Source organism: Tateyamaria sp. LSS28 (assembly GCF_059611725.1).
In genome coordinates, this window is sequence record NZ_JCAPFI010000002.1 from 710879 (window position 1) to 735119 (window position 24241).

At 60.0% G+C, this 24241-nt stretch carries 21 protein-coding genes; 13 read left to right on the forward strand and 8 right to left on the reverse strand.

Annotation, left to right across the window (positions count from 1 at the left end; translation table 11 throughout):
* Positions 1–231 precede the first annotated feature (231 nt).
* Positions 232–825, forward strand: coding sequence for a YceI family protein (locus AC53L6_RS08060; RefSeq protein WP_299704471.1), 594 nt, complete (start codon positions 232–234; stop codon positions 823–825).
* On the opposite strand, the gene AC53L6_RS08065 is transcribed toward AC53L6_RS08060, so the two are convergent.
* Positions 822–2594 (reverse strand): FAD-dependent monooxygenase, encoded by a 1773-nt coding sequence (locus AC53L6_RS08065; RefSeq protein ID WP_496907472.1) that lies wholly within the window; start codon positions 2592–2594, stop codon positions 822–824. The genes AC53L6_RS08060 and AC53L6_RS08065 overlap by 4 nt on opposite strands.
* A 95-nt stretch (positions 2595–2689) precedes the next feature.
* A complete protein-coding gene (locus AC53L6_RS08070; RefSeq protein ID WP_496907473.1) occupies positions 2690–4261 on the reverse strand; it encodes a 2-isopropylmalate synthase in 1572 nt (523 codons plus the stop codon).
* A 295-nt stretch (positions 4262–4556) separates the two neighbouring features.
* On the opposite strand from AC53L6_RS08070, the gene AC53L6_RS08075 reads away from it, so the two are divergent.
* A complete protein-coding gene (locus AC53L6_RS08075) occupies positions 4557–5219 on the forward strand; it encodes an SDR family NAD(P)-dependent oxidoreductase (RefSeq protein ID WP_496907474.1) in 663 nt (220 codons plus the stop codon).
* Positions 5216–6742, forward strand: coding sequence for a cryptochrome/photolyase family protein (locus AC53L6_RS08080; RefSeq protein WP_496907475.1), 1527 nt, complete (start codon positions 5216–5218; stop codon positions 6740–6742). The genes AC53L6_RS08075 and AC53L6_RS08080 overlap by 4 nt, the downstream gene beginning before the upstream one ends.
* A 266-nt stretch (positions 6743–7008) precedes the next feature.
* Here the strand turns inward: AC53L6_RS08080 and AC53L6_RS08085 are convergent, their stop codons facing one another.
* On the reverse strand, positions 7009–7218 hold the full coding sequence (locus AC53L6_RS08085) for a hypothetical protein (protein WP_299208420.1): 210 nt from the start codon (positions 7216–7218) through the stop codon (positions 7009–7011).
* A 158-nt stretch (positions 7219–7376) separates the two neighbouring features.
* Here AC53L6_RS08085 and AC53L6_RS08090 point away from each other — a divergent pair, with 158 nt between their 5' ends.
* Genes AC53L6_RS08090 through AC53L6_RS08105 form a run of 4 tightly spaced genes read left to right on the forward strand, consistent with a single transcriptional unit; the run spans position 7377 to position 12438 of the window.
* Positions 7377–9017, forward strand: coding sequence for a hypothetical protein (locus tag AC53L6_RS08090; RefSeq protein WP_299208421.1), 1641 nt, complete (start codon positions 7377–7379; stop codon positions 9015–9017).
* A gap of 48 nt (positions 9018–9065) precedes the next feature.
* Positions 9066–9335: a hypothetical protein gene (locus tag AC53L6_RS08095; RefSeq protein WP_496907476.1), complete on the forward strand. Its 270-nt coding sequence runs from the start codon at positions 9066–9068 to the stop codon at positions 9333–9335.
* Entirely contained in the window at positions 9275–10258 is a 984-nt protein-coding gene (locus AC53L6_RS08100) for a phosphatase PAP2 family protein (RefSeq protein ID WP_299208423.1), read from the forward strand. Before AC53L6_RS08095 ends, AC53L6_RS08100 begins: the two co-directional genes overlap by 61 nt.
* Positions 10255–12438, forward strand: a complete 2184-nt coding sequence (locus AC53L6_RS08105) for a S8/S53 family peptidase (protein ID WP_496907477.1) — start codon at positions 10255–10257, stop codon at positions 12436–12438. Before AC53L6_RS08100 ends, AC53L6_RS08105 begins: the two co-directional genes overlap by 4 nt.
* 10 nt (positions 12439–12448) lie before the next feature.
* On the opposite strand, the gene AC53L6_RS08110 is transcribed toward AC53L6_RS08105, so the two are convergent.
* Positions 12449–13147 (reverse strand): hypothetical protein, encoded by a 699-nt coding sequence (locus tag AC53L6_RS08110; RefSeq protein ID WP_496907478.1) that lies wholly within the window; start codon positions 13145–13147, stop codon positions 12449–12451.
* Positions 13134–14528: an MORN repeat-containing protein gene (locus AC53L6_RS08115; protein WP_496907479.1), complete on the reverse strand. Its 1395-nt coding sequence runs from the start codon at positions 14526–14528 to the stop codon at positions 13134–13136. Before AC53L6_RS08115 ends, AC53L6_RS08110 begins: the two co-directional genes overlap by 14 nt.
* 222 nt (positions 14529–14750) lie before the next feature.
* Between AC53L6_RS08115 and AC53L6_RS08120 the strand changes: the two genes are divergently transcribed.
* The 3 genes from AC53L6_RS08120 (at position 14751) to AC53L6_RS08130 (ending at position 18435) form a co-directional block, all read left to right on the forward strand.
* Positions 14751–16409, forward strand: a complete 1659-nt coding sequence (locus AC53L6_RS08120) for an NAD+ synthase (protein WP_496907480.1) — start codon at positions 14751–14753, stop codon at positions 16407–16409.
* 101 nt (positions 16410–16510) lie between these two features.
* Positions 16511–17542 (forward strand): Hint domain-containing protein, encoded by a 1032-nt coding sequence (locus AC53L6_RS08125; protein ID WP_496907481.1) that lies wholly within the window; start codon positions 16511–16513, stop codon positions 17540–17542.
* Between the two features lie 83 nt (positions 17543–17625).
* Positions 17626–18435 carry a CE1 family esterase gene (locus AC53L6_RS08130; protein WP_496907482.1) on the forward strand — a complete coding sequence of 270 codons (810 nt, stop codon included), beginning with the start codon at positions 17626–17628 and terminating at the stop codon, positions 18433–18435.
* Positions 18436–18502: 67 nt separating this feature from the next.
* On the opposite strand, the gene AC53L6_RS08135 is transcribed toward AC53L6_RS08130, so the two are convergent.
* Entirely contained in the window at positions 18503–19432 is a 930-nt protein-coding gene (locus tag AC53L6_RS08135; protein WP_299208430.1) for an MBL fold metallo-hydrolase, read from the reverse strand.
* A 100-nt stretch (positions 19433–19532) separates the two neighbouring features.
* On the opposite strand from AC53L6_RS08135, the gene AC53L6_RS08140 reads away from it, so the two are divergent.
* From AC53L6_RS08140 to AC53L6_RS08150, 3 genes are all read left to right on the forward strand, one after another.
* Complete coding sequence (locus tag AC53L6_RS08140) at positions 19533–19988, forward strand: DUF1801 domain-containing protein (protein ID WP_496907483.1); 456 nt, start codon at positions 19533–19535, stop codon at positions 19986–19988.
* A gap of 31 nt (positions 19989–20019) precedes the next feature.
* Positions 20020–21345, forward strand: a complete 1326-nt coding sequence (gene gltX / locus AC53L6_RS08145; RefSeq protein WP_496907484.1) for a glutamate--tRNA ligase — start codon at positions 20020–20022, stop codon at positions 21343–21345.
* Positions 21346–21417: 72 nt separating this feature from the next.
* Positions 21418–22809 (forward strand): MATE family efflux transporter, encoded by a 1392-nt coding sequence (locus tag AC53L6_RS08150; protein WP_299208433.1) that lies wholly within the window; start codon positions 21418–21420, stop codon positions 22807–22809.
* Here AC53L6_RS08150 and AC53L6_RS08155 read toward each other — a convergent pair.
* Both AC53L6_RS08155 and AC53L6_RS08160 read right to left on the reverse strand, forming a co-directional pair.
* Entirely contained in the window at positions 22789–23328 is a 540-nt protein-coding gene (locus AC53L6_RS08155) for a gamma-glutamylcyclotransferase family protein (protein ID WP_496907485.1), read from the reverse strand. The two genes, AC53L6_RS08150 and AC53L6_RS08155, sit on opposite strands and share 21 nt — an antisense overlap.
* On the reverse strand, positions 23325–24194 hold the full coding sequence (locus AC53L6_RS08160) for an inositol monophosphatase family protein (protein ID WP_299208435.1): 870 nt from the start codon (positions 24192–24194) through the stop codon (positions 23325–23327). Before AC53L6_RS08160 ends, AC53L6_RS08155 begins: the two co-directional genes overlap by 4 nt.
* Positions 24195–24241 lie beyond the last annotated feature (47 nt).

Below are 24241 nucleotides of genomic sequence, written 5' to 3' on the forward strand. Positions count from 1 at the left end.
CCCAATGATGTTGGGTCCGCGACTCAGGACGAGGCGCGGACCGACCGCTTTATAAGGGCGTGGGCATTAGGACGAAAGGGCCGAAAACAAGGAGCAATCGGCAAGGTCCTGCCAAGCTGTTTTGATGTCGCCACATTTTTTCCCGGGGGGCGTGAATAAAGTTGTGGTGTGCCGTGTTGTCATTTGAACCGGACATGTTTGTCCGGATCGTAATCACTTCGGGAGGAACACATGTTTTCACTTCGTACCGCAGCACTTGGCCTTGGACTGGCGCTGGCCACAACGGCTGCACAGGCCGACAGCTGGACGCTGGATGGCAGCGCATCGCAGCTGGCGTTTGGGTCGATCAAGTTCAACGACACCGGCGAGGTGCACAGCTTTTCATCCATCGATGGTGGCGTGGCCGAAGATGGCAGCGTGACACTTGGCATCGATTTGTCGTCGGTCGAAACGAATATCGACATCCGCAACGAACGTATGGTCGAGCATGTGTTCAAGAATGCGCCGCGCGCCGCGGTTTCGGCCCAGATCGACATGGCCGCGATGGAGGCCGTGGCCGTGGGTGACAGCGCGGTGATGGAGGTTGAGGGCACCCTTGATCTGTTGGGTGTCGAGGTGCCGATGTATGGCGACATGTTCGTGATGCGCCTGACAGAGGACAAGGTGATGGTCACGACTGACAGCATGATGTTCCTGTCCACCGCTGATGCCGAAATTGATCCCGCCGTGGACAAGTTGATGGAACTTGCGAGTTTGCCCAACATCGTTCGGGCCGTGCCCGTGACCCTGCGCCTGATGTTCGATGCGGATGGAACGAGCGGCTAAGTCTTGTCGCCGAAGATTTGAGTGAGCCAATTAACGAGTGCGTCCTGCTGCCCCGGTGGCAGGACATGTGACACGTACTGATCGGGGCGCACGAGGACGAGCGCCCCGGTCTTGCGGTCGATCCCGCGCATATCGAAGATGTCGGCATCGGGATCGGGGCAAAACAGCTTTTCCATGTCGCGCAGGTTCAGCGCGCCCTTGGTCGGGAAGCGTGCAATGTCCGTATGGGTTTCTCTGTGTCCGGTTTGGACGATGGTGCGCATATCGATGATGCTGTCAGGGTCGTGGTTTTCTGGCGTATGGCTGGCGATGATCTTTGTCAGCGCATCCGTATGGTCGGTGTCGCCTGCAAAGTGAAACAGCCGCCAGCGTCCGTCAGCCATGACTGTGTGGCCAAGCTGTATGGGTTTGGCGTCGGCCCAGCGGATGACTGGTGCCGAGTGAAACCTTTTTCCAATCGTGAATCCTGTGGCCAGTGCCTGGTGATCGTTTGGGCCCGTGAGGTGGCCCGGGGCGTAGCGCGTTTCGACCCCGGCGGTGTAGCGCGCGTGTTTCTGGAAGTGGTTTTGGAAGGTTTGCGGGTCTTGCCCCCGCGCGGCGAAGGCGCGGGCAAAGTCGCGGTCGAAGTCGATCAGCTCCTGTGCGATGGCCTGCCGTTCGGCTGAGTAGGTGTGCAGGAGGTCGGGTGAGGCCCGTCCCTCCAGCACCGATTGCAGTTTCCAACCGAGGTTGAATGCGTCCTGCATCGACACGTTCATGCCTTGCCCTGCCTTGGGGCTGTGTGTGTGGCAGGCGTCGCCCGCGATGAACACTCTTGGCGGTGTGTTGTCATCGGGGCCCGTGTCGGCGAACTGGTCGGTCACGCGCTGCCCGATTTCATAGGCAGACCACCAGACGATGTCTTTTACGTCGAGCGTGTAGGGCGCGAGGATGCGTTTTGCCGCCGCGATCAGGTCATCTGGTGTCAGGTCCCGGTCTGCCACCCGTTCATTGGGGTTGAGTTTCGCCAGTTCGATGTAGAAGCGGACCATATACCCGCCTTCGCGCGGGATGATCAGGAGGCTGCCTTGGTCCTTGGATTGGATGGCCGTTTTGAGCCGGATGTCGGGGAAGTCGGTGGTGGCGAGGATGTCCATGACGCCCCAGGCGGCGTTTTCGGCTTCGCCCTTGAGCGGTATGTTGAGTGCCCGGCGCACGGCACTGCGGGCGCCGTCACAGCCGATGACATAGCGGGCATTGATCGTGCCGTGGTTCGTTTCGACCGCAACAGGGCCTTCGTCAGGGATGGTCAGACCCGTGACTTGGGTGCCGTATTCGGGTTCGAGGCGGGTCGGGGCATTGCGCATCAGGTCGAGGTAGAAGTCGTGCACCCGCGCCTGGCTGAGGATCACGTGGGGCTGTTCGGAGAGGCCCTCTTCGACATCGTCGATGCGGCCTGTGCGAGTGATGTTTCCGCTCGCGTCGGGGTTCCAGAAGGTGGTTTCGTTGACGTGGTAGGCTTCGCGGTTGACCAGGTGCGCAAAGCCGAACGCCTCGAACATCTCCATCGTGCGGCAGGCGATGCCGTCGGCTTGCCCCATGATCAGCGGACCGTCGCGCTGTTCAACGATGCGGGTGCGGATGTGGGGAAATTGCGCGAGGTAGGCGGCGAGGGTGAGGCCCGCAGGTCCGGTGCCGACGATCAGGACGTCGGTGTCGGCTTTGGTGGTGTCGGCGGCTGGGTGGTGATTGGGATCGCCGGGGCGGAAGCCGTTGAGGTGGTATTGCATGCCGACAATATAGAGCAAAGCAAGGCGGACGACACGTCCGCCTTACGGGTTTGGCACTGAGGAAGAAGTAAGGCGGGCGTGTCGCCCGCCTCTGTTCAGCTCACATCTTTGTAGCTGATCTCTGCCTTGTCTTTGCCGCCCTTTTCGCGCCGGACCAGCAGCCGGTTGAGTGCGTGGACATAGGCCTTAGCGCTGGCCACGACCGTGTCGGTGTCGGCGGACTGGCCGGTCACGATGCGACCGGCTTCTTCCATGCGGACGGACACCGTGGCTTGCGCGTCCGTGCCTTCGGTCACGGCGTGGACCTGGTAAAGCTGCAGCTTTGCCTCGTGCGGGAAGAGCGCCTTGACCGCGTTGAACGTCGCATCGACCGGGCCGTCGCCTGTTTGGGTGGTCATGTGCCGTTCACCGTCGATCTCCATGACCAGATCGGCCACTTGCGGCCCTTCGGTCCCACAGCGGACGGCCAGCTTTTCGATCTTCAGCCGTTCGTCTTCGGGGTCGGAGGAGGTACGCATAAGCGCGATCAGGTCGTCGTCGAAGATTTCTTTCTTGCGGTCGGCCAGCGCCTTGAAACGGACGAAGACGTCCTTGAGTTGGTTGTCGCCCACTTCAAAACCCAGCTGTTCGAGCTTGTCGCGCAGGGCGGCGCGGCCTGAATGCTTGCCCATGACGAGGTTCGTTTCGGACAGGCCCACGTCTTCGGGGCGCATGATCTCGAAGGTTTCGGCGTTCTTGAGCATGCCGTCCTGGTGGATGCCGGATTCGTGGGCAAAGGCGTTCTTGCCGACGATGGCCTTGTTGAATTGGACGGGGAAGCCCGAGACCGCGGCGACGCGGCGCGAGATGTTCATGATCTTGGTCGAGTCGATGCCGGTCTGGAAGGGCATGATGTCGTTGCGGACCTTGAGGGCCATCACGACCTCTTCCAGCGCGGTGTTGCCTGCGCGCTCACCCAGGCCGTTGATTGTGCATTCGATCTGGCGCGCGCCTGCTTCGACTGCAGCGAGGCTGTTCGCCGTCGCCATGCCCAGATCGTTGTGGCAGTGTGTAGCGAACACTATCTCGTCCGCGCCGGGCACGTTTTCGATCAGTTTGCGGATCAAGTCCGCGCTTTCGCGGGGGGCGGTGTAGCCCACAGTGTCGGGGATGTTGATCGTGGTGGCGCCTGCTTTGATTGCGATTTCGACCACGCGGTAGAGGTAATCGAGTTCGGTCCGCGTGGCGTCCATGGGCGACCATTGCACGTTGTCGCAGAGGTTGCGGGCATGGGTCACGGTCTGTTCGATCCGCTCGGCCATTTCGTCCTTGGTCAGGTTCGGAATGGCGCGGTGCAGGGGCGAGGTGCCGATGAAGGTGTGGATGCGCTGTTGTTTGGCGTGTTTCACCGCCTCCCAACAGCGGTCGATATCACCCAGTTGCGCGCGTGCAAGGCCGCAGATGACCGCGTTTTGCGCGTTTTTTGCGATTTCGCTCACCGCGTTGAAGTCGCCTTCGGAGGCGATGGGAAAGCCTGCTTCGATGATGTCGACGCCCATTTCGTCCAGAAGGCTGGCGATTTCCAGCTTTTCGGCATGGGTCATGGTGGCGCCGGGGGATTGTTCGCCGTCGCGCAGGGTTGTGTCAAAGATGACAACGCGATCCTGAGATGTCTTGTCTTGGGTCATTTGAATTCTCTTTTTCTGTCCTAAAGCCTTGGCGCGAGAGGCATCCTCTGAGCGGTCGCGCCGTTGGGCACGCTCAGAGGCGGATTAGGAGCAGGAGGCCACGCAGCGACGCGCCGGGACGGCGTGCAGTCGGGATATGCGTAGCGTGTGACATGAGCGTAGTTATACCGCGCTTTTGGTGAATGGGAAGTGGGGATTTCCGGATGTTGGGCCTGTTGCGGATCGACCCTTCGGGGAAAGTTTATTTGGCAAGATGAAGTTGATGGATCGGGTTTGGCTGCTAGCTCGTGCCTCCATGGATAAGGTTTTGATATTGGGTGCGTCTGGCGGCCTTGGGTCAGCTTTGGCGGCCGGGTTCGAGGCGCGGGGAGCCGAGGTAGACCGGCTGTCGCGATCGGTGGACGGGTTTGATGTGACGGATGCGGGGGCGGTTGAGCGGCATTTGTCCGGACGCGGGCCGTACACGCGCGTTGTTGTGGCGACCGGGGCCTTGGAGATTGACGGAGCGGCGCCGGAGAAATCGGTTAAGGGTCTCGATCCGCAGGCGATGTTGGATCAGTTTGCGTTGAATGCGGTTGGCCCGGCATTGGTTTTGGCACATGCGCACACGCTGCTGAATCGGAATGGCCCGGGTGTACTTGCTGTCTTGTCGGCGCGAGTCGGTTCGATTGGCGACAACAGGATTGGCGGCTGGATCAGCTATCGCAGCGCAAAGGCGGGGATGAACCAGATTGTGCGGACGGCATCGATTGAATTGGCGCGGACGCATAAACAAGCCGCGGTCGTGGCGTTGCATCCCGGTACGGTGGCGACAGCCTTTACCGAGAAATATCTGGGGCGTCATCCGTCTGTTCCCCCGGCGCGGGCGGCGGATGAACTGATCACTGTCATGGATGGGTTGGGGCCTGCGCAGACAGGCAAGTTTTTCGACTATTCGGGGGCGGAGGTGCCGTGGTGAGCCGGTTGATTTTGGTATTGGGCGATCAACTGACTGATGGCGTGGCTGCGTTGAAGGCTGCCGACAAATCGTCGGACGTTGTGGTGATGGCCGAGGTGGCGGAGGAGGGGTCTTATGTGCCCCACCATCCCAAGAAGATCGTCTTGATCCTTGCCGCCATGCGCAAGTTCGCGACGCGATTGCGGGAGGATGGTTGGACTGTCGCCTATTCCGAGCTGGATGATACCGAAAATAGCCAGTCGATCCCGGGCGAGCTGTTGCGGCGAGCCGAGCAGCATGGCGCGTCCGAGGTGATTGCGACGCGGCCCGGGGAGTATCGGTTGATTGCGGCGCTTGAGGGCTGTCCGCTGAAGGTCACGCTGCTGGAAGATGATCGGTTCATTGCCTCGCACAAGGAGTTCGAGGATTGGGCCGAGGGGCGCAAGGCGCTGCGGATGGAGTATTTCTATCGCGAGATGCGGCGCAAGACGGGCTTGCTTATGGAAGGTGACAAGCCTGCGGGGGACAAGTGGAATTACGATCACGACAACCGCAAGCCTGCGCCGGATGAGGTGGCGTTCAGCGGGCCCATGCAGTTCGCGCCGGATGACGTGGTCGAGGAAGTGCTGGACCTGGTCGAGAGCCGGTTTGGCAATCATTTCGGCGATGTGCGCCCGTTCTGGTTTGCCACCGATCAGGAACAGGCGCGGCGGGCGCTTGCGCATTTTGTGACCTATGCCTTGCCCCGGTTTGGGGACTTTCAGGATGCGATGCTGGCGGACAATCGGTTCCTCTATCACGCCCTGGTGTCGCCTTACATTAACATCGGGTTACTGGGCCCGTTGGAGGTCTGTCAGGCGGTGGAGCAGGCGTGGAAGGATGGGCATGCGCCCATAAACGCGGCCGAGGGGTTCATTCGCCAGATCATTGGGTGGCGGGAATATGTGCGCGGCATCTATTTTCTGGAGGGGCCGGATTATCCGCGTCGCAATGGGCTGAACCATCAGCGCAAGTTGCCGGACTTCTATTGGGGCGCTGAGACGAGAATGCGCTGCGTGTCGAAGGCGGTGGAGCAGACCGGAGCCGAGGCCTATGCCCACCATATCCAGCGGCTGATGGTGACGGGGAACTTTGCGCTGTTGGCGGGGTTGGATCCGGCGGAGGTGTCGGAATGGTATCTGGCGGTTTATGCCGATGCGTTCGAATGGGTTGAGGCGCCGAATGTGGTTGGCATGTCACTGTTTGCCGATGGCGGTGTGATCGCGTCCAAGCCGTACGTATCGTCGGGGGCGTACATCAATCGGATGTCCGATTATTGCAAAGGGTGCCATTACAAGGTGAGCGTCAAGACGGGCGACGGAGCGTGTCCGTTCAACCTGCTTTATTGGCATTTTCTGGACAGGCACCGAGATCGCTTTTCGAACAATGCGCGCATGGGAAACATGTACCGGACATGGGACCGTATGGACGCGATGCGGCGCGACACGGTGCTCCGCGAGGCGGACGAGTTTCTGGATCGGATGTCAGCAGGTGAGATCGTTTGAACGCAGTCGCGTTCTGCTCAGCTGTTCAAGGGTGGAAAGATGGCCGGATACTGTACGCTTCCCCCCATAAAATACGCAGGTGGGTTCCGGCCATTTCGGGCCACTTGGGAAACCGGTGGCCCGAAACTGTGTTAAAATGAATTGCAACGGCCGCTTCTGGGACGCCATTCAGGCTTGGCCGCGTAGAATTGCCTTAATGAAACTGGTTTGTCGCGCAGCCACTGCAGTCGCCTGAATTGCGTCGCAGAATGTGGCTACGCAACGCTTTAGAGGTCGTCCTTGTGTACGCGATCTGACAGCTCAATAAGCCAGTAGAGCGTTTCGGCTTGATCCTGAGACAGGTCGAGAAGTCCATGGATCGACTTGGCCACGGGGCGAAATTCGTCCCAGCGCAGGTGGAAGTCGATGACATCACGTGCCGTCAGCGGTTCATGCGGGGCATTCGCCTCCGGTGCGAAGTCGGGTTTGATCGTCATCGCGTTTCTCCCATACGTTGAAAGCCGCCGGAGCGGCCCGGTGTTCTGACACAAATATGTCAGGTTCTGGGCTGCGCGGCGCGTGAATAAAGCGTGAAGTCGCTTTTTCGTTTCCCAGAGTTCCGCTAGAGTTGGTGCGTGGTGCTGGGGGCATATCCGTGGGCAGAAAAGTGCTGGAGATCAATCTGTTCGGGCCATGCGTCGTCCGCAAAGCGGGCGCCGATGGCTATGAGATTACTGGAACCAAACACAAGGCATTGTTCGCTTTGCTTGCGACGGCCCCGTTCGGACGTCGCACGCGCAGTTTCCTGCAAGACACCCTGTGGGGTAGGTCAACCTTTGACAGCGGTCGACAGAGTTTGCGGCGCGCCGTGTCGGACATCAAATCTCATTTGGGCGAGGATTTCGACCGGTTCCTGACCACGACCCATTCGGAGCTGGCCCTGAACCTTCAGCACGTGCGCTTTCTGGGTCGACCGGGCGGCGCGACCTTTCTTGAGGGGTTGGACATTCGCGAACAAGGGTTCGAGGAGTGGCTTCATAACATCCGCCAGAACCCCAGCCAGATCTATGGCTTGTTCAGCACGTCGCATCAGCCACCGCCGCCGTCTATACTGCCAACGGTTGCCGTGGTCCCCTTTCGGCTTGTGTCTGGTGACCCCAGCCTGAATGCCATGGGCGATTTTGTGGCCGAAGAGGTTTGCCGGTCGCTTTCAAAATCCAGCTTGATGTCGGTGATTTCGCATATGTCAGCGCGTCAGCTAAGCCAGCAGCAAATCGACATGCAGACAGTGCATGACACGCTTGGGGCGCATTACTGCCTGACCGGGTCACTGCGCGCCCAGGACATGCATGTGACGTTGAATGCGGACTTCATTGACACATCAACCGGGCGCATTCTGTGGACCCGATCGTTTGGAGCGCCGGTGACAGAGTTCCTGTCGTCAGAAAGCGATGCGATTGCCGAACTGACCACCGCGGTTGGCCGCATGATTGCGTCCGATACAGTGCGGTATGCGCGGGGTCGGCACATCGTTGATCTTGAAGATCACCGCCTGCTTTTGGCTGGCGTCGGTATGATGCACGAATTGAAGCTGGCCAATTTCGCCCGTGCACGCCAACTGATCGAAGAATCAGTGGCACGCGCGCCCTATGCCCCCGAGCCGTTGGCTTGGCTGGGCGACTGGTACATCATGTCGATCTGGAATGGGTGGAGTTCGGACCCGAAATCTGACGCGTTGCAGGCGTCCGAGCTTACCCAGCGTGCGCTGGACATTGATCCCGACAACTCGCTGTGTCTTGCCGTTGATGGTGTTGTTCACTCTGCGTTGAATAACAGTCAGGGCGTGGCTGAAAAACGGTTCGCTAAGGCGCTTGAAGTCAACCCAAATGACTCGATGTCATGGTTGTTCAGTGGTGTCATGCATGCCTTCCGGGACAGCTCTGAAAAGGCCGTCGAGTATGTCGAGAAGGCGCATCGCCTGTCGCCCATAGACCCGTTGGGGTATCTTTTTCATTCTTTTGCGGCGTTTGCCCATGTATCGGCGGGTGACTATCAGCGCGCTGTCGAACTGGCAGACTTGTCGCTTGAGATGAACGCGCGCCACGTATCGACGCTGCGAACGAAGCTGTGTGCTCACCATCATTTGGGTCAGCACGAGCAGGTTATGCAGACTGGCGAACGTTTGCGCCGCCAGCTTCCGTATTTTGATCTGGACGAATATCGCAGATCGCATCCGGCTGCGGGTTTTGACGTTGGCAATCGCATGGTTACGGCGCTGAAAGCGGCAGGTTTTTAGTTTTTACAAAGTCATTTGGAACAAAAAGGGAGAGGGAAATGTCGTTATTTGGACCATTCCACGCAGGTCACGCAGGTCACGCAGGTCACGCAGGTCACGCAGGTCATGCTGGGCACGCCGGTCATGCAGGGCATGCCGGACACGCCGGGCACGCCGGACATGCGGGTCACGCAGGCCATGCTGGACACGCTGGGCACGCAGGCCATGCTGGGCAAACAGGCGTCTATGCGGCGGGCGGGGCAGTACAAGCCAGTACCATGGCCGTTGTTCATCTTGCCGGGACTGATGATTTCCCTGTGTTTGGTGGCGGGACATTGACGCCGAACGCAACCGATCACATGGGCCGCTACGGGCAGGATGTGCGGTCGATGTTGCTGACCATGGAGTTCCTGGAAGGATTTAGATCGGTCTATACCCCAGAGCCGGATGCAGGCCGTTTGTCGTTGTCTTGGGCGGGGACAGACTTTGCCAGTTTTGTGCCAGCCTCTGCCGAAACGTTGGCCACGCAGGTCAATCTGGTCCGCTACTATCTGGATCAGCGGGGCGACCGCGGTGCAGAGATCGTCGCCCAGACCGGTGGCGTCACCGAGTTTTTTGCGCCCATCATCGCCTTGCCAGCCGCCCGTTCGAAGCATCTGACCGAATTGCTGCAGTTCGTTCAGCATCTGGCGGGCCTGTGTTCGATGCCGGCCAAGCATGCCCTTGCCTGCCGCCGGCCGGATGAGTTGGACAGTCGCCTGGTTCCGCTGATCCCGACACCGTCCCATGGCAGCCTGCCAAGTGGTCATGCGACCCAAGCCGCGGCCATTTCAACCGTGCTGGTGGCTTTGCTCGAGGCGGCAGACCCGGGTATCAGCCATGTGGCTGAGCGCCGGGACATGATCCATGCCACAGGGCACCGTATTGCCGTGAACCGGACCGTTGCGGGTGTGCATTATCCTATCGACAGCGCCGCGGGTTTCACGATTGGTATCAATGTTGGTCGCATCATTGCCGCTTTGGGCCAGAACGCTGACGCAGAGCTGCTGAAGTTTTCTTTTGATCCAAATGACACGGCGGCGCAGGGCGCGGATTTTATCCTGCGCGATGCGAAGGCTTTGTTCGACCCTGCGTCGACCACGCCGATTGCAGGTGTCAGCGTGGAGCGCGCGACTGTTGCGCCGCCATCAGCGGACAGCAAGTTCGCATGGCTTTGGAGCCGCGCGCTGGACGACATTAACCACCTGCGCGCGTCGGCATGACCCCCGCTGCAGCGCATGTGGAGTGCGCGGATAGCCCGTACGAGGCGTGGGTGTATGGGACAGGCAAGGGGTACAAGCACCCGGGCCTGGACCGCGCATCGGATGCGCTGACGTGTGTCTTTGAAGCGTCTGAGCCGGTTGAGATGTGCGACATTCCCGGTCGTTGGAGCACGGACAAGGGCGAGGTTCTGACCCCTGTCCTGTGGACCGCACGGGGGTTCAAATCGCGCTTTGCGCCAGCACTGTTTTTTGAAAGTGACGAGGCAGGTGGCGGAACGCCTGCTGCGCGCTTGCAGGGGTTCAATGCGTGTGTGGGGCAAACGGCTATTTCGACCCTCACCAGCCTGTCACCCGGACCGCGGATTGTCAGTCATGTGAACTACCCTGTGCGCGAGCAAACTGTGTTCTGCGACTGGGCGGACAGTGCTGAGCCAGACCCTGACAGTGATCCTGAAGGCATTGTTATTGTTGCGATCATCGATGACGGAATTCCGTTTGCCCATCGCAACTTCACCGATGCGGCAGGGCGGGGCACCCGCATCGATTATTGCTGGTCCCAATCTGCAACGCAGGCCGGACATCCGATGTTGTTTGGTCGGGAATATGACAAGGCGGCCATTGATGCGCTCTATCAACATTACAAGGGTGACGAGGGGGCGATCTATCATGCCGCAGGTCTGGCAGGCGGGGGCGACCCGAATGTCCGCAATCCGCTGGATCAGGCGTTTTCGCATGGGGCCCATGTTCTTGACAGTCTTGCGGGGCAGACACCTGGTAACGGTGAGGCCAAGCAGGACCGTGTCCATATCATAGCGGTGGACCTGCCCGCCATGGCGAGCGCGGAGACGTCGGGCTTTGGCAAGGACATGTTCGTGCTTTCGGCCATGCACTACATCTTTGACCGTGCCGAGCGTCTTGCAGCGGCTTACGCGAAACCGGGTGCGCGGGTGCCATTGATCGTGAACCTCAGCTATGGTCATTCGTCAGGCCCGCATGATGGCAACGGCGTGATCGAAGCCGCCTTTGACGAGATGATCGCCGCCCGCCGTGCGCATCATCCGACGGCTGTTGTTCTGCCCTCGGGCAACATGTTCATGCAAAGCATCCATGCGGTGATGACGGAACAGCACTTTGCACAGGCTGATGGCGTGACGACATTGGACTGGTTCCTGCCCCCTGATGACCGCACGTCGAGTTTTCTTGAAATCTGGTTCCCGGACGGTCTGACCCCGGATGATCTGAAGGTGGAGCTTGTGCCGCCAGCGCACGGGCTGATGGATGCGGGGCACTATGGGTTTCCCAGTGCAGATAAGGTTGCACATTCCCCAATCACCAAAGGGGATCAGCCCGTTGGGCAGCTTTCAACCCAGCACTATCGCGATGGGCGATGGCGGCATGTGGTTGCCTTGGCGCCTACAGACGTTTTGGTGGATCAGGTGCCAGCGCCCGCGGGTCGTTGGATGGTCCGCGTGACCAAGACAATGGCGGGACCATTGCCGGGGTATACGGAAGGCCCTGACGGGCAATCCCTCGCTGGTGGGCTGCAGTTCTGGATCCAGCGGGATGAAGACTTTGGCGGCGCTCAGTCTGGTGCACGTCAGAGCTATTTCATTGATCCCAAGAACGCGCTTTATACCGACGATGGGCGACTGGCGGAAACGGACAGCCCAGGCGCGCTGGTGCGCCGGTTTGGCACTATGAGTGGCATGGCAACCGGGACGCATGTGCTGCGTATTGGCGGATATGACGAAACCACGCTCCGCGCTGCGCGCTATAGCTGTGCGGGTTCGCTGCGATCCAAAGACGGAGATACAGTCCCTGCAGGTGCGCAGGTGCAGCTTTCAGCTGCCTCCGAGCGGTCGTTCACGCAGCCCGGTATCGTTGGCGCGGGTACGCGCAGTGGCACGTATATCGCACAAAGCGGGACGTCTTCGGCGGCCCCTCAGGTTGCGCGTGCCTTGGCGGATGCCTTTCTGGACACGCCCGATGGCGAGATGAAGACGGTCGCTGATTATCTGGAGAAGCTGGATTTGAAGACCGGCACAGGTGATCCCAAAGGGCCTGATCGTCTAGGTCTGTTTGTGCTGCGCGAGCCACGCATGTCAGGCGCCGATGATGAGCGCGCGCGGATTGAGCAGTTGGTGCAAGCGCGATCAGCACCCCATCAGGCAGAGGTCTAGTGGCTGTGCGCTAATCCTCGGCTGCAACGCAGCTGTCGAAGCCGTCGATGTCGCGGTCCTGACTGATCTTGTCGGAACAGGTCGTGACTTTCTGCACGCAGGTCACATCCAGTTTCGGGAACTGGCATGTGGTCATGGCGGCCAGCAGTGCCTGGGCGGCTGCGTCTTCCCACTCATCCCCGGCCGAGGCGCCTTCGATGGTGATGCCTATGGCTTGGGCAATGGGCGTACCGGAGGCGGCCATGGACCATGTTGCGGCATGTTCACCGCCGTCCTTCAGCGTGAATGTTGCACTGATGCTGGGCGCTTCGATCATGTCGTGCAGCGTACCGAACGCAGGCGCTGTCCCCTCGCCATGCCAAAGCCGATTGCGCAAGGCGCGTCCCGTGCTGGCCGCAAATTCAACCACCCGGCCCTGTTCCGTGCGGGCTTCGATCACCTTGGTGTCGAACCCTTCGGGGGTGAGTGTCGCCACTTGTCCTTCATCGGCGATGTCACCTTTGTCGTCGGGTAGGGTGAAAAGTGCGTAAACCCGTCCGGCCGGGTTTCGATAGAGATGCAAAGTGGTGCCGTCGTCGGCGGTTGATACAGCCGCCTTGGTGTCAAACCCGTTGATTGGGTCGGTCCACGTGTCAACGAAAGTCCAGTCTGCCGCCGCAGGAGCGCCAAGCAGGCAAAGGGCGATGCAGCCAGCCTTAGCTGTCTTCATTCAGCGCACCACTTTCCCATTCACCTGTTGCCTCTTCGCCAGTGGCGTACCGCATGGTGCCCGTGCCCTGCCGCTTGCCGTTCTTGAACATCCCTTCGTACACATCGCCGCTGGCATAGGTGGCAACGCCCTGACCGTTGATTTCGCCCTGTTGCCACGCACCCTCGTAAGTGAACCCCGAGGCCATCACAATCTTGCCCGTGCCGTGGCGCTGACCATCCTGAAACTGGCCGGTATAGACAGTGCCATCAGGATACGTGGCCGTGCCTGTGCCCTGCCGCTTGCCGTCCACCCATTCGCCTTCATAGCGGTAGCCGTCGGCATAGGTCATCACGCCGGTGCCGTGGTTGCGCGCGTTCTTGAACCCGCCTTCATACGTGATGCCATTGGCATAGGTAATCTTGCCCTGACCTTCGATCACCCCCGCGATCCAATCCCCCTCGAACACCGAGCCGTCTGTATAGCTGATCTTGCCCTTGCCCTGCGGCAGATCGTCGGCAAACTGGCCTTCGTAGACGGAGCCATCCGGGTAAGTGACGCGCCCTGTGCCTTCGATCTGCCCCTCGGCCCATTGGCCGATATAGGTGTAGCCGTCATTGCCGATGAATGTGCCCTGACCATGGCGGCGGTCATCGTTGAACTGACCATCGTAGACATCGCCATTGGCATAGGTCACGCGCCCCTTGCCGGCGCGTTTGCCCGACACAAGGTCGCCTTCGTAGACATCACCGTTGGGCTGGGTCAGCGTTCCGACACCGTCAATCTGCCCATCGGCCCACAGACCGACATAGACCAGACCATCGGGCGTGGTCAGCTTGCCCTCGCCCTGACGTTTGCCCGCTTCGATCTGGCCATCATAGACGGACCCATCCGGGTAGGTGATCACGCCCATCCCCTGCTTGATCCCGTCGATCCAGTCGCCTTTGTACTCGTAGCCACCGGGCGATTGCATGACGCCCTTGCCGTGGTGTTTGGCGTTGCGGAACTGGCCCTCGTACCGGACGCCATTGGCGTAAAGGGCCACGCCCTCGCCAACAATCGCGCCAGTTTGCCATTCGCCCTCATAGGTGCCGCCATCCGCAAAGGTGATCTTGCCGAAGCCTTCGGGTTTGCCCTTGGCAAATGTGCCTTCGTAGATCGAGCCGTTGGGGAAACGAGCGGTGCCTTCGCCCTTGATCTCTCCGTCCACCCACTCACCGGAATACTCATATCCGTTGGGCAGCCGGTAGGTGCCTTGACCATGCTGGAGGCCGCCGCGGAATGTGCCCTCGTACACGCCACCATCATCGTATTGCTTGGTCAATACCGTGCCTGACTGGGCCAGCGCGGCGCCGGGCAAAAGACACAGGCAGAAGATCAGACCGCGTACGGGCGTGGACATGGCTCACCTCTCAGATTCGTTGGCTTGCCCCGTGAGAGGCAAGCGCCGTGAGGGTAAGACAGGGGGGCGCAAGGGGCAATGGGCTTAAGGCTCTGCGCCCGTGCTTCGCGTGCAGAGAGAAAATTCTGCGAATTTTCTTGGCCGCTTGGCCGCTATGTCGCGGGTGGGTTCCCTCTGTCCTGCTTTCTGCTACATCAGCCAAGACGTTGAAGGAGCGCCAAGATGGCCGACACATTCCGTATCACACTGGGACAGTTGAACCCGATTGTCGGGGACATTCCCGGCAATGCGGCCAAGGCCCGTGCCGCATGGGAGGCGGGCCGCGACGCAGGTGCCGATCTGGTCGCTTTACCGGAGATGTTCATAGCGGGCTACAATGCGCAGGACCTTGTGATGAAGCCTGTCTTTCACACGGCGGCGATGGCGGCGGTCGAGGCCTTGGCGACAGACTGTGCTGATGGACCGGCCTTGGCCATTGGCTGTCCGTGGACCGAAGGGACGGAGTTATACAACGCCTATCTCATCTGTCGCGGGGGCAAGATCGTCAGCCGTTTGCTCAAGCACAACCTGCCGAATGAGACGGTCTTTGATGAAGTGCGCGTCTTTGATGCTGGACCTTTGGGTGGCCCCTATTCCGTTGGCAACACGCGGGTGGGCAGCCCGATCTGCGAGGATGCCTGGCACCCCGAAGTGGCTGAGACCCTGCAGGAGACGGGTGCCGAGTTTCTACTGGTGCCGAATGGGTCGCCCTACTACCGCAGCAAGTACGAAACCCGCCTGAACCACATGGTGTCGCGTGTGGTCGAAACGGGTTTGCCGCTCATCTACCTCAACATGGTGGGTGGTCAGGATGATCAGGTGTTCGACGGCGGCAGTTTTGCGCTGAACCCCGGTGGTGCGCTGGCGGTGCAACTACCTGTGTATGACGAGATGGTTGCGCATGTTGACCTTGAGCGCGGTCCGGAAGGCTGGCGTGTTCAGACCGGTGAAATTGCCACCCACCCGGATGAGTGGGAGCAGGATTACCGCGTCATGGTCACATCCCTGCGGGACTATTGCGGCAAGACCGGGTTCAAGAAGGTTTTGCTGGGCTTGTCTGGTGGTGTGGATTCAGCGCTCGTGGCCACCATTGCCGCTGATGCCTTGGGGCCGGAGAATGTGCGGTGCGTGATGCTGCCTTCGGAATACACGTCGCCTCATAGCCTTGAGGATGCGGAAGCCTGCGCCAAGGCGTTGGGTTGCCACTATGACTATGTACCAATTGCCGACACACGCGCAGCTGTGACGTCGACCCTTGCCCCCTTGTTTGAGGGTCTTGACGAGGGGCTGACCGAAGAAAACATCCAGAGCCGCATTCGGGGCCTGCTGCTTATGGCCCTATCCAACAAGTTCGGCGAGATGCTGTTGACCACTGGCAACAAATCCGAGGTGGCTGTCGGCTATGCCACGATCTATGGCGACATGGCGGGCGGCTACAATCCGATCAAGGATCTTTACAAGACCCGCGTGTTCGAGACGTGCCGCTGGCGCAATACCAACCACCGGGACTGGATGATAGGCAACGCGGGCGAGGTGATCCCGGATCGCATCATCACCAAACCACCCAGCGCGGAGCTGCGCGAGGATCAGAAGGACAGCGACAGCCTGCCGGATTACCCAGATCTGGATCGGCTGTTGGACATTCTGGTGGATCAGGACGGATCGATTGCGGACTGCGTGGCGGCAGGTTTCGAGGCGGATGTTGCACGCAAGGTGGAGCGGTTGATTTACCTCAGCGAATACAAACGCTTCCAATCCGCGCCCGGCGCACGCCTGACAAAGCGGGCGTTCTGGCTGGATCGTCGCTATCCCATCGTGAACCGCTGGCGCGATCCCAGCTGATTTTGCGCGAATTGTTGGCAGAATTCGATTTGAGTGGGTGCCAGGTTTAACGCAACCGAAGCACCAAATGGGTTTTGGTGCGCGCGAGAGGATCGCGCGCGATGTCGTTTACATTCCATGCCGAGGACAATGAGTTTGCCGCTTCAACCGGCAGCAACGTGAACGCTGGCGGCGACACAAGCACGTTCGATTATCCGCCGACGTCCACAAAGAATCTCGTCATCACATCTCATGCGGATGATGACGACCCGCGTCTTTTTGAAGTGGGTGAAACCTATTCCCTGTCATTTGGTGGCAACGGAGGTACGACGCTTGAAGATGCGACCGTGATTCGAAGCGATACGCTCTATGAAAACAAGGGCGCGGTGGTTTTTGAGGGGACAAACCCGCAAGGTGAAACCGTACAGGTGGTTTGGTCGCCCAACTTTGACCTTGAACAGTGGTACTTCGACAATTTCAGTGGGGGACAATCACCCGGTTTCTACACCTATGATCGTGTCGATGGAGACTATGGATTTGCGTGCTTTGCCAGTGGGACACTGATTGACACGGTAAACGGCCCGAAGCCCGTGGAACAGATCGTGCCTGGCGATCTGGTGCCGACCAAGGATGGCAATGTGGAACCCGTTCTGTGGGTGGCAAGATCGACCGTGCCAGGGTTGGGGCGCGCCGCGCCGGTTACGCTGGATACAGGTGTCTTGGACGCGCGGTCGCCGGTCGTGGTGTCGCCGCAGCACCGCGTTCTGATCAGTGATCCGCGATGCGAGGCGCATTTCGGTGTGCCAGAGGTCTTTGTCGCAGCCGGTCACCTTGTGGATGGACAGCGCGTGCGCCGAGACAGCCGCAAGCTGGTCACCTATCACCATCTGCTCTTCGAAGCGCACGAAGTGATCTGTGCCGACGGTTTGCACAGTGAAAGCCTGCTTCTGGGGGATGATATGCGTGGGGTGATGTCCAAATCGGCATATAAACAGTTTGAGGATGATTTTGGCGGCCGCTTTCCCGCGCGTCGGGCGCAGGTCATGGCCCGTCACGCTCTACGGAAGCGTGATGCGCCCCTGATACGCCAATGGCTTGGTTTGCACCCGTGTGATGCGACTGCCCAGCCTCCCAGCTTTTTCTATGCGGCCTGAACTTGCCAACACGCGCATGTGAATTGTGCAATCGGTCCGGCTTGCCATTGTGGCAATGACAGTCACCGTTCGGAGTATGTGCTTTGTTTTATCGGCTTTTGGTCCTGTTTGTGACGTTGGTGGGTGCATCCCCTGTGTTTGCCTGCGGTCCCGATACGGATTGCTTTGTGGGCGACCGGTATTACCGCATCGCTATGCCCGAGAACCAAGACAAGACAACGCCCGTGGGCGCCATCATCTTTGCTCACGGCTATCGTGGGTCGGCGCAGGGTGTCATGCGCAACATGAACATGCGCCGCATGGTTTCTGAGATGGGGCTCGCCCTGATCGCGGTGAAGTCGGCGGGACCGGATTGGGACATCCCGGGTGTTCCCAGCGCCATGGACAGCACGGGCGCGGCTGAGATGGCTTATTTCGAGGAGGTGGTGGCAGACGCGACAGCGCGTTTTGCCGTCGATCCGCAACGCATCATGATGTCCGGGTTCTCTGCGGGGGGCATGGTGACGTGGGAGCTGGCCTGCAACCGCCCTGATCTGTTTGCGGGTTTTGCACCAGTGTCGGGTACGTTCTGGCAAGGTCCACCTGAAAGCTGCGCTGCACCGGCGAGCGTGATCCACATCCACGGCACCGAAGATCGGACTGTCCCCTTGTCCGGGCGTGAGATCGCGGAAACAAAGCAGGGTGACGTGGCCGAGGTTCTTGGCATGTACCGTGCCGATGGCGATTTCGGCGTGATAGAAACCAGGGACGCCCTGAACGATCTGACATGTGAGCGTCAGTCCAATGTGGATGGAAATGTGCTGGAGTTCTGCACTTTTCCTGGCGGTCATTCCTTTCGGCGGAGTTTTCTGAGCTATGCTTGGGATCGCCTGAGTGTTGCCGGAAAAGTGTAAGGCGGACCTGCTGGTCCGCCTCTAACTGGCAAAATCTGTAAGGCGGAGGTGTCCTCCGCCCCGCGGATCAAAGCATCAGCTGGTAGCTGTGTGCCTCGTAACGGTAACCACCTTCGCCATTGCTGACCACATAGCCGATGCCGGGCCATGGCATGTGATAGCCGATGAACGCCGTTCGGTCCGTCGCCATCATGTCCAAAAGCTGCTTGCGTGTAGCTGCTGCTGCCTCTTTGTCCATGTCGAACCGGACTTCCCAGTCCGGATGCGCCAGCGACCAGACATAGTGGTTGGCAAAGTCTGCACCGATGACCAGCTGTGTGCCTCCATCTTCGACCATATAGACCATGTGCCCTGGCGTGTGCCCAAAGGCGGCCATCGCCGTGATGCCGGACGCAGCCGAGCCACCATCATCCAGCATGGTCATCTGCTCAGCGAGCGGTGCGACCTTGCCATCGAAATTTTCGTTTCCGGTGCCAGACCACGCGTCGAATTCGACCGCGCCCGTCATGTAGGCTGCATTGGCGAAGGTCGGTGTGCCGTCTGTCGAAAGGCCGCCGATATGGTCACCGTGCATGTGTGTGATGACCACCTTGTCGATCTGGTCGGCGGTGTAACCTGCCGCCTCGATCGCGGCGACGGTGCCTGCGCCGGAAAGGCCGGTGTCGAACAAGACCAGTTCGGACCCGTTGTTGACCAGGGTCGGCGTGAAAAAGAATTGCGCTGCGGCCGTAGACAGTCCGGCTTCGGCCGAGACGCCGTTGAATGTTTCCTCATCAACGTTCAGACCAAAGATCTGGTGCGGCCCTTCGACTGAACGGGTGCCGGCGAGCAATGTGGTCACTTCGAAACTACCGACTTTCACGCGGCGAAACGGGGCTTGTGCCACGCCCAGCATGGGGGCTGCAGCACGCGATTGCGTGGCTGTGGCTGCTGCAAGGGGCAGAGCTGCTGCGCCCATCAGGGCAGTACGGCGGTTGAGTTTGGGGGATTGGGACATGGCTGTTATCCTTCCTGTCAGACATCCTTAACATAGCGCGTGTCCTGCATTGTCACGCGTCACAACGCAGAGTGGCCTGTTCATTTTTGCGAGAGGTGCCATGGCTGAGGCAAAGACAAAGGTCCTGAATGTCGATTTCCCCGGGTGGGTGGCTGAGATCCCTACCGAGGCCCGACGGGCTGAGGCCCAGCAATTGGACGATCTGTTTCGCCGTGTCACCGGCTTTGAGCCGCAAGTGTGGACCGGCGGGATCGTTGGTTACGGGGCCTATGATTACACGTATGCGTCGGGCCGGTCAGGAACGTGGATGGCCACGGGATTTGCACCACGCAAGGCCAAGCTCAGCATTTACATCATGCCGGGTTACAAGGATTTCGGACCCATCCTCGAACGGCTCGGCCCGCACACCAAAGGCAAGTCCTGTTTGTACATCACGCGATTGGAACGCGTCGACCTGGACGTTTTGGCTGAGTTGATTGCCGCAGGGCTACGCGATCTTGCGACCCGCTGGCCGGTGCGGCCACGGGCGGAACTGGACAACACGGGGCCCCTGTGACAAGGCAAGCCACAAGAGCCCGGAGATCGCCATGACCACCACCCGTTTTGCCCCATCCCCCACCGGTTACCTGCATATCGGCAACCTGCGGACGGCATTGATGAACTACCTGATTGCCCGCAAGGCGGGTGGAACGTTCATCCTGCGTATCGACGACACCGACCCGGAGCGGTCGAAAGAAGAATATGTCGATGGCATCAAACAGGACATGGAGTGGCTGGGCCTGCATTGGGACCGGATTGAGCGGCAATCGGAGCGACTGGACCGCTATGCCGCCGCCGCTGACAAGCTGCGCGAGATCGGGCGGTTCTATGAGGCGTTCGAGACGCCGACCGAACTGGATCTGAAACGCAAGAAACAGCTGAACATGGGCAAGCCGCCGGTCTATGACCGGGCGGCGCTGGCCTTAAGTGAAGATGAAAAGGCCGCCTTGCGTGCCGAGCGTGGTCAAGGCGTTTGGCGCTTCAAGCTGGATCACGAACGCATCGAATGGACCGATGGTATCATCGGCGATGTCAGCATTGATGCGGCCAGTGTCTCTGACCCGGTTCTGATCCGTGGTGACGGGCAGGTCTTATACACCATCGCTTCGGTCGTGGATGACACAGAAATGGGCGTGACGGATGTAGTGCGTGGATCGGACCACGTGACCAACACGGCCACGCAAATCCAGATCATCGAGGCGCTGGGCGGCACTGCACCGCGCTTTGCCCACCATTCGCTGTTGACCGGCCCGCAGGGCGAGGCGCTGTCGAAGCGTTTGGGCACGTTGGCTCTGCGCGATTTGCGTGCCAATGGCGTCGAACCCATGGCCGTGCTGAGCCTTTTGGCCCGCCTGGGGTCATCTGATACGGTTGAGTTGCGCACGGACATGGAAAGCCTGATCGACGGGTTTGATGTCAGTCAGTTTGGTACTGCGCCGACGAAGTTCGACGTTGCCGATATTGACCCGCTGACCAGCCGCTACTTGCAGAGCCTTTCGGTCGAGGCGGTACAGGGCGATCTGGATGCTGCGGGTGTACCTGCCGATCAGCAAGAGGCGTTTTGGTCCGTGATCCGGGAGAACATTGCGACGCGCGCAGATATTGCCACGTGGTGGGCACTGTGCCGTGATGGGGCGGATCCGGTGATCGAAGATGAAGACAAGGATTTCGTGGCCCAGGCGATGACCTTGCTGCCCCAAGGCCCCTTTGACGGTGACACATGGGGCGCATGGACCGGTGCGGTCAAAGCTGCGACTGGCCGCAAGGGGCGTGGCCTGTTCATGCCGTTGCGTCTGGCCTTGACCGGGCAGCGGCACGGGCCCGACATGGGATCGCTCATGCCGCTTCTGCAGGTTGTGAAGGCCCGCGCATGACCCCGGTGGAGGGCGCTTTTGGACAGCGGCCCTCCGGGGGAAGTTTACTTGGCAAGATGAAGAGGGCCACCCGTGGCTGAGGCGCAGGCGAAGTTCCTGTCCGGGTCGCTTCTGCGCCATGTGACGGTGATGTCGCTGACTTCGACCATCGGATTGATGGCGGTGTTTCTGGTCGACTTTATCGACATGGTTTTCATCTCGATGCTGGGCAAGGCCGAGTTGGCGGCGGCGGTTGGCTATGCCGGGTCGATCCTGTTCTTTACCACTTCGTTTTCCATTGGGATGGCCATTGCTGTCGGTGCGCTTGTCGCACGCGATCTCGGGGCGGGAGACGAAGCCCGTGCGCGGACCCGCAGCGCGCATGGGCTGGCTTATGGTATCGGCTTTGGCGTGCTGTTTTCGGCATTTGTCTGGTGGAACATTCCAACTTTCGTGGCTTGGATCGGCGCAGAAGGTGAAACTGCCCTCCTTGCGCAAGGGTATCTTCAGATCATTGTTCCGTCCCTGCCGTTTCTTGTGGTGGGTATGATGGGCAGTGGCATTCTGCGGGCCTATGGAGATGCGCGGCGGGCCATGATGGCAACCATTTGGGGCGGCGGCGTGAACGCCGTTTTGGATCCGATCCTGATTTTCGGGCTGGGGCTGGACCTGACCGGAGCGGCACTTGCATCGGTCGCGGCGCGCGTTGCCATCGGAACAGCGGCATTGCTACCGATCCTGCGTTATCATGGTGGTCTGCCGCGCCCCGATCTGCGCGGGATGGTCGGCGACCTGCGCCCCTTGGTCACCATTGGTTTCCCGGCGATCCTGACACAGTTTGCAACGCCCGTCGGTCAGGCCATCGTAACGCGATCAATGGCGCAGTACGGGTTGGAAGCTGTGGCCGGCATGGCCATCGTGGGGCGGTTGATGCCGCTTTCCTTTGCCGTGATTTTTGCCTTGTCGGGGGCGGTTGGCCCCATCCTTGGCCAGAACTTTGGGGCCGGGCGACACGACCGGGTCCGGTCCGGTTTCAATGCCGCGCTGATTTTTGCCGGGCTTGTGATTTTCGTGATCGCTGGCGCCCTATTCGTTTTGCGGGGTCCGATTTCCGATCTTTTCGATGCGACCGGCGTAACCCGAGATCTGGTGTTCCTGTTTTGCGGACCGCTCGCGCTGCTGTTCTTTTTCAACGGAGTGCTTTTCGTGGCCAATGCCGCGTTCAACAATCTCGGACACCCGTTCTATTCGACATGGATGAATTGGGGTCGCAACACCGTTGCCATGATTCCACTGGTATGGCTTGGCGCGCACTTGTTCGGTGCCCCTGGCGTGTTGATCGGGCAGGCGCTGGCAGGCGTCGTCTTTGGCAGCATCGCATGGGTCTTGGCCCTGCGCGTGATCGCGGCGGATGGTGGTGCGGTGACACGCGACAGCTTTGAGCGCGAGGGGCGGCTTCTGTCCCTATTGAACCTGCGCAAGTAGTCTGTCTGTCAGAGCGCGTTCTGCTTTTGTAAGCTGTTGCGCGCGCGGATAGAGCGGTGCGGTCCTGTCGTCATACACAGAAGTGTTCCAGCCATCGGTGGTGGCAAAGAAATGCTCCGCCCCTGCTTCTCCGAATTCGCGGTGGAAGCCTTGCACCACAACGTCCAGGTAGCTCAGCAGGATGTGATGATCTCCGCCCTCGCGTTGGGTATCGGTCGGCACCTGGTATACGGCGATGTCGCTCGCTCCGGCCTGATGCTGCACGGCATGGGTCGCGTCGACCCGGTCATAACCGGTTTCACGCAGATCCAGCGCCGCCCAATCTGCGCCGGGAACAGAAGCGATCAACCCTTTGATGCTGTGGCCTTCTGCCGGACGCGCGGACAGAAAAACAACGTCACGCAGCGCCGTCCGCACCCAGACACGGCGCCAGCCCTTGAGTGTCGCGTGCTGCGCTTGTGGGTAGTTATGGGTGGCACGGTTGACGAGGCTGCCATAGCCAAAAAACCAGGGTGTCATGTGTCAGACATCAAGTCGGCAAAATGTGCTGCCACAACGCCCCACACTTCCGGTGACGAGGCGGCAAGCAGATACCCCGTCTTGACGGTCGCGTTATAGTCCGATCCGTCAAGCATGGCCGCTTTGCCGTCTGCTTGCTGGCAGATCAAAGCGCCTGCGGCATGGTCCCAGCTGTTGAGGTGGCCGGATAGGACAAAATCCACCGCCCCTGTTGCAAGAAGGCGATATTCATGGGCTGAACAGCGCAAGCTGCCGATAAAGGCGAGTGCGCCCACCTTGGTCCACATCAGCGCCCGATCTGCTGGCGGCATCAGGCGGATATGCGCATAGCCTGCAAGTTGGTCCAGCGGTTTGGGCTGCGCCGTCTCGATACCGCGCAAGCGCCCGGTTTGTGTTTGCCAGACAGCGGGCGAGGTGTTGTCGGCCATGATCAGATCGTCTCCCACGGGGTCATAGATCAAACCGAATACGGGTTGGCCAAATCGGCAAACGGCCACCATCGTGCCGAAGAGCGGCATGTTCTTGGCAAAGTTCCAGGTGCCGTCCACTGGGTCGATGATAAAGCACAGCTCGGCCTCGCCGACACCGTCAAGCAGATCGGGTTTGCGCGACACCGCCTCCTCGCCGATCACCAACGCGTGAGGGAACGCCATTTGCAGACCCCTGGTGATCATGGCTTCGGCGGCGATGTCGGCCTGGGTCACAAGATCAGTTTCGTCCCGTTTGGTGTCAATCTCGCCTGCATCGAGCCGACGGAAGCGCGGCATGATCTCTGCTCGGGCGGCACGCCGGATCAGATTGATGATCTGTGTTTTCTGGGCCTGCGACAGGGGGGCGGTCACGGGCATGGGCAACTGATCGGTCATGACAACATCCTCGATTCCAATACTTGACGCGGGTGTGCCACGCTTGG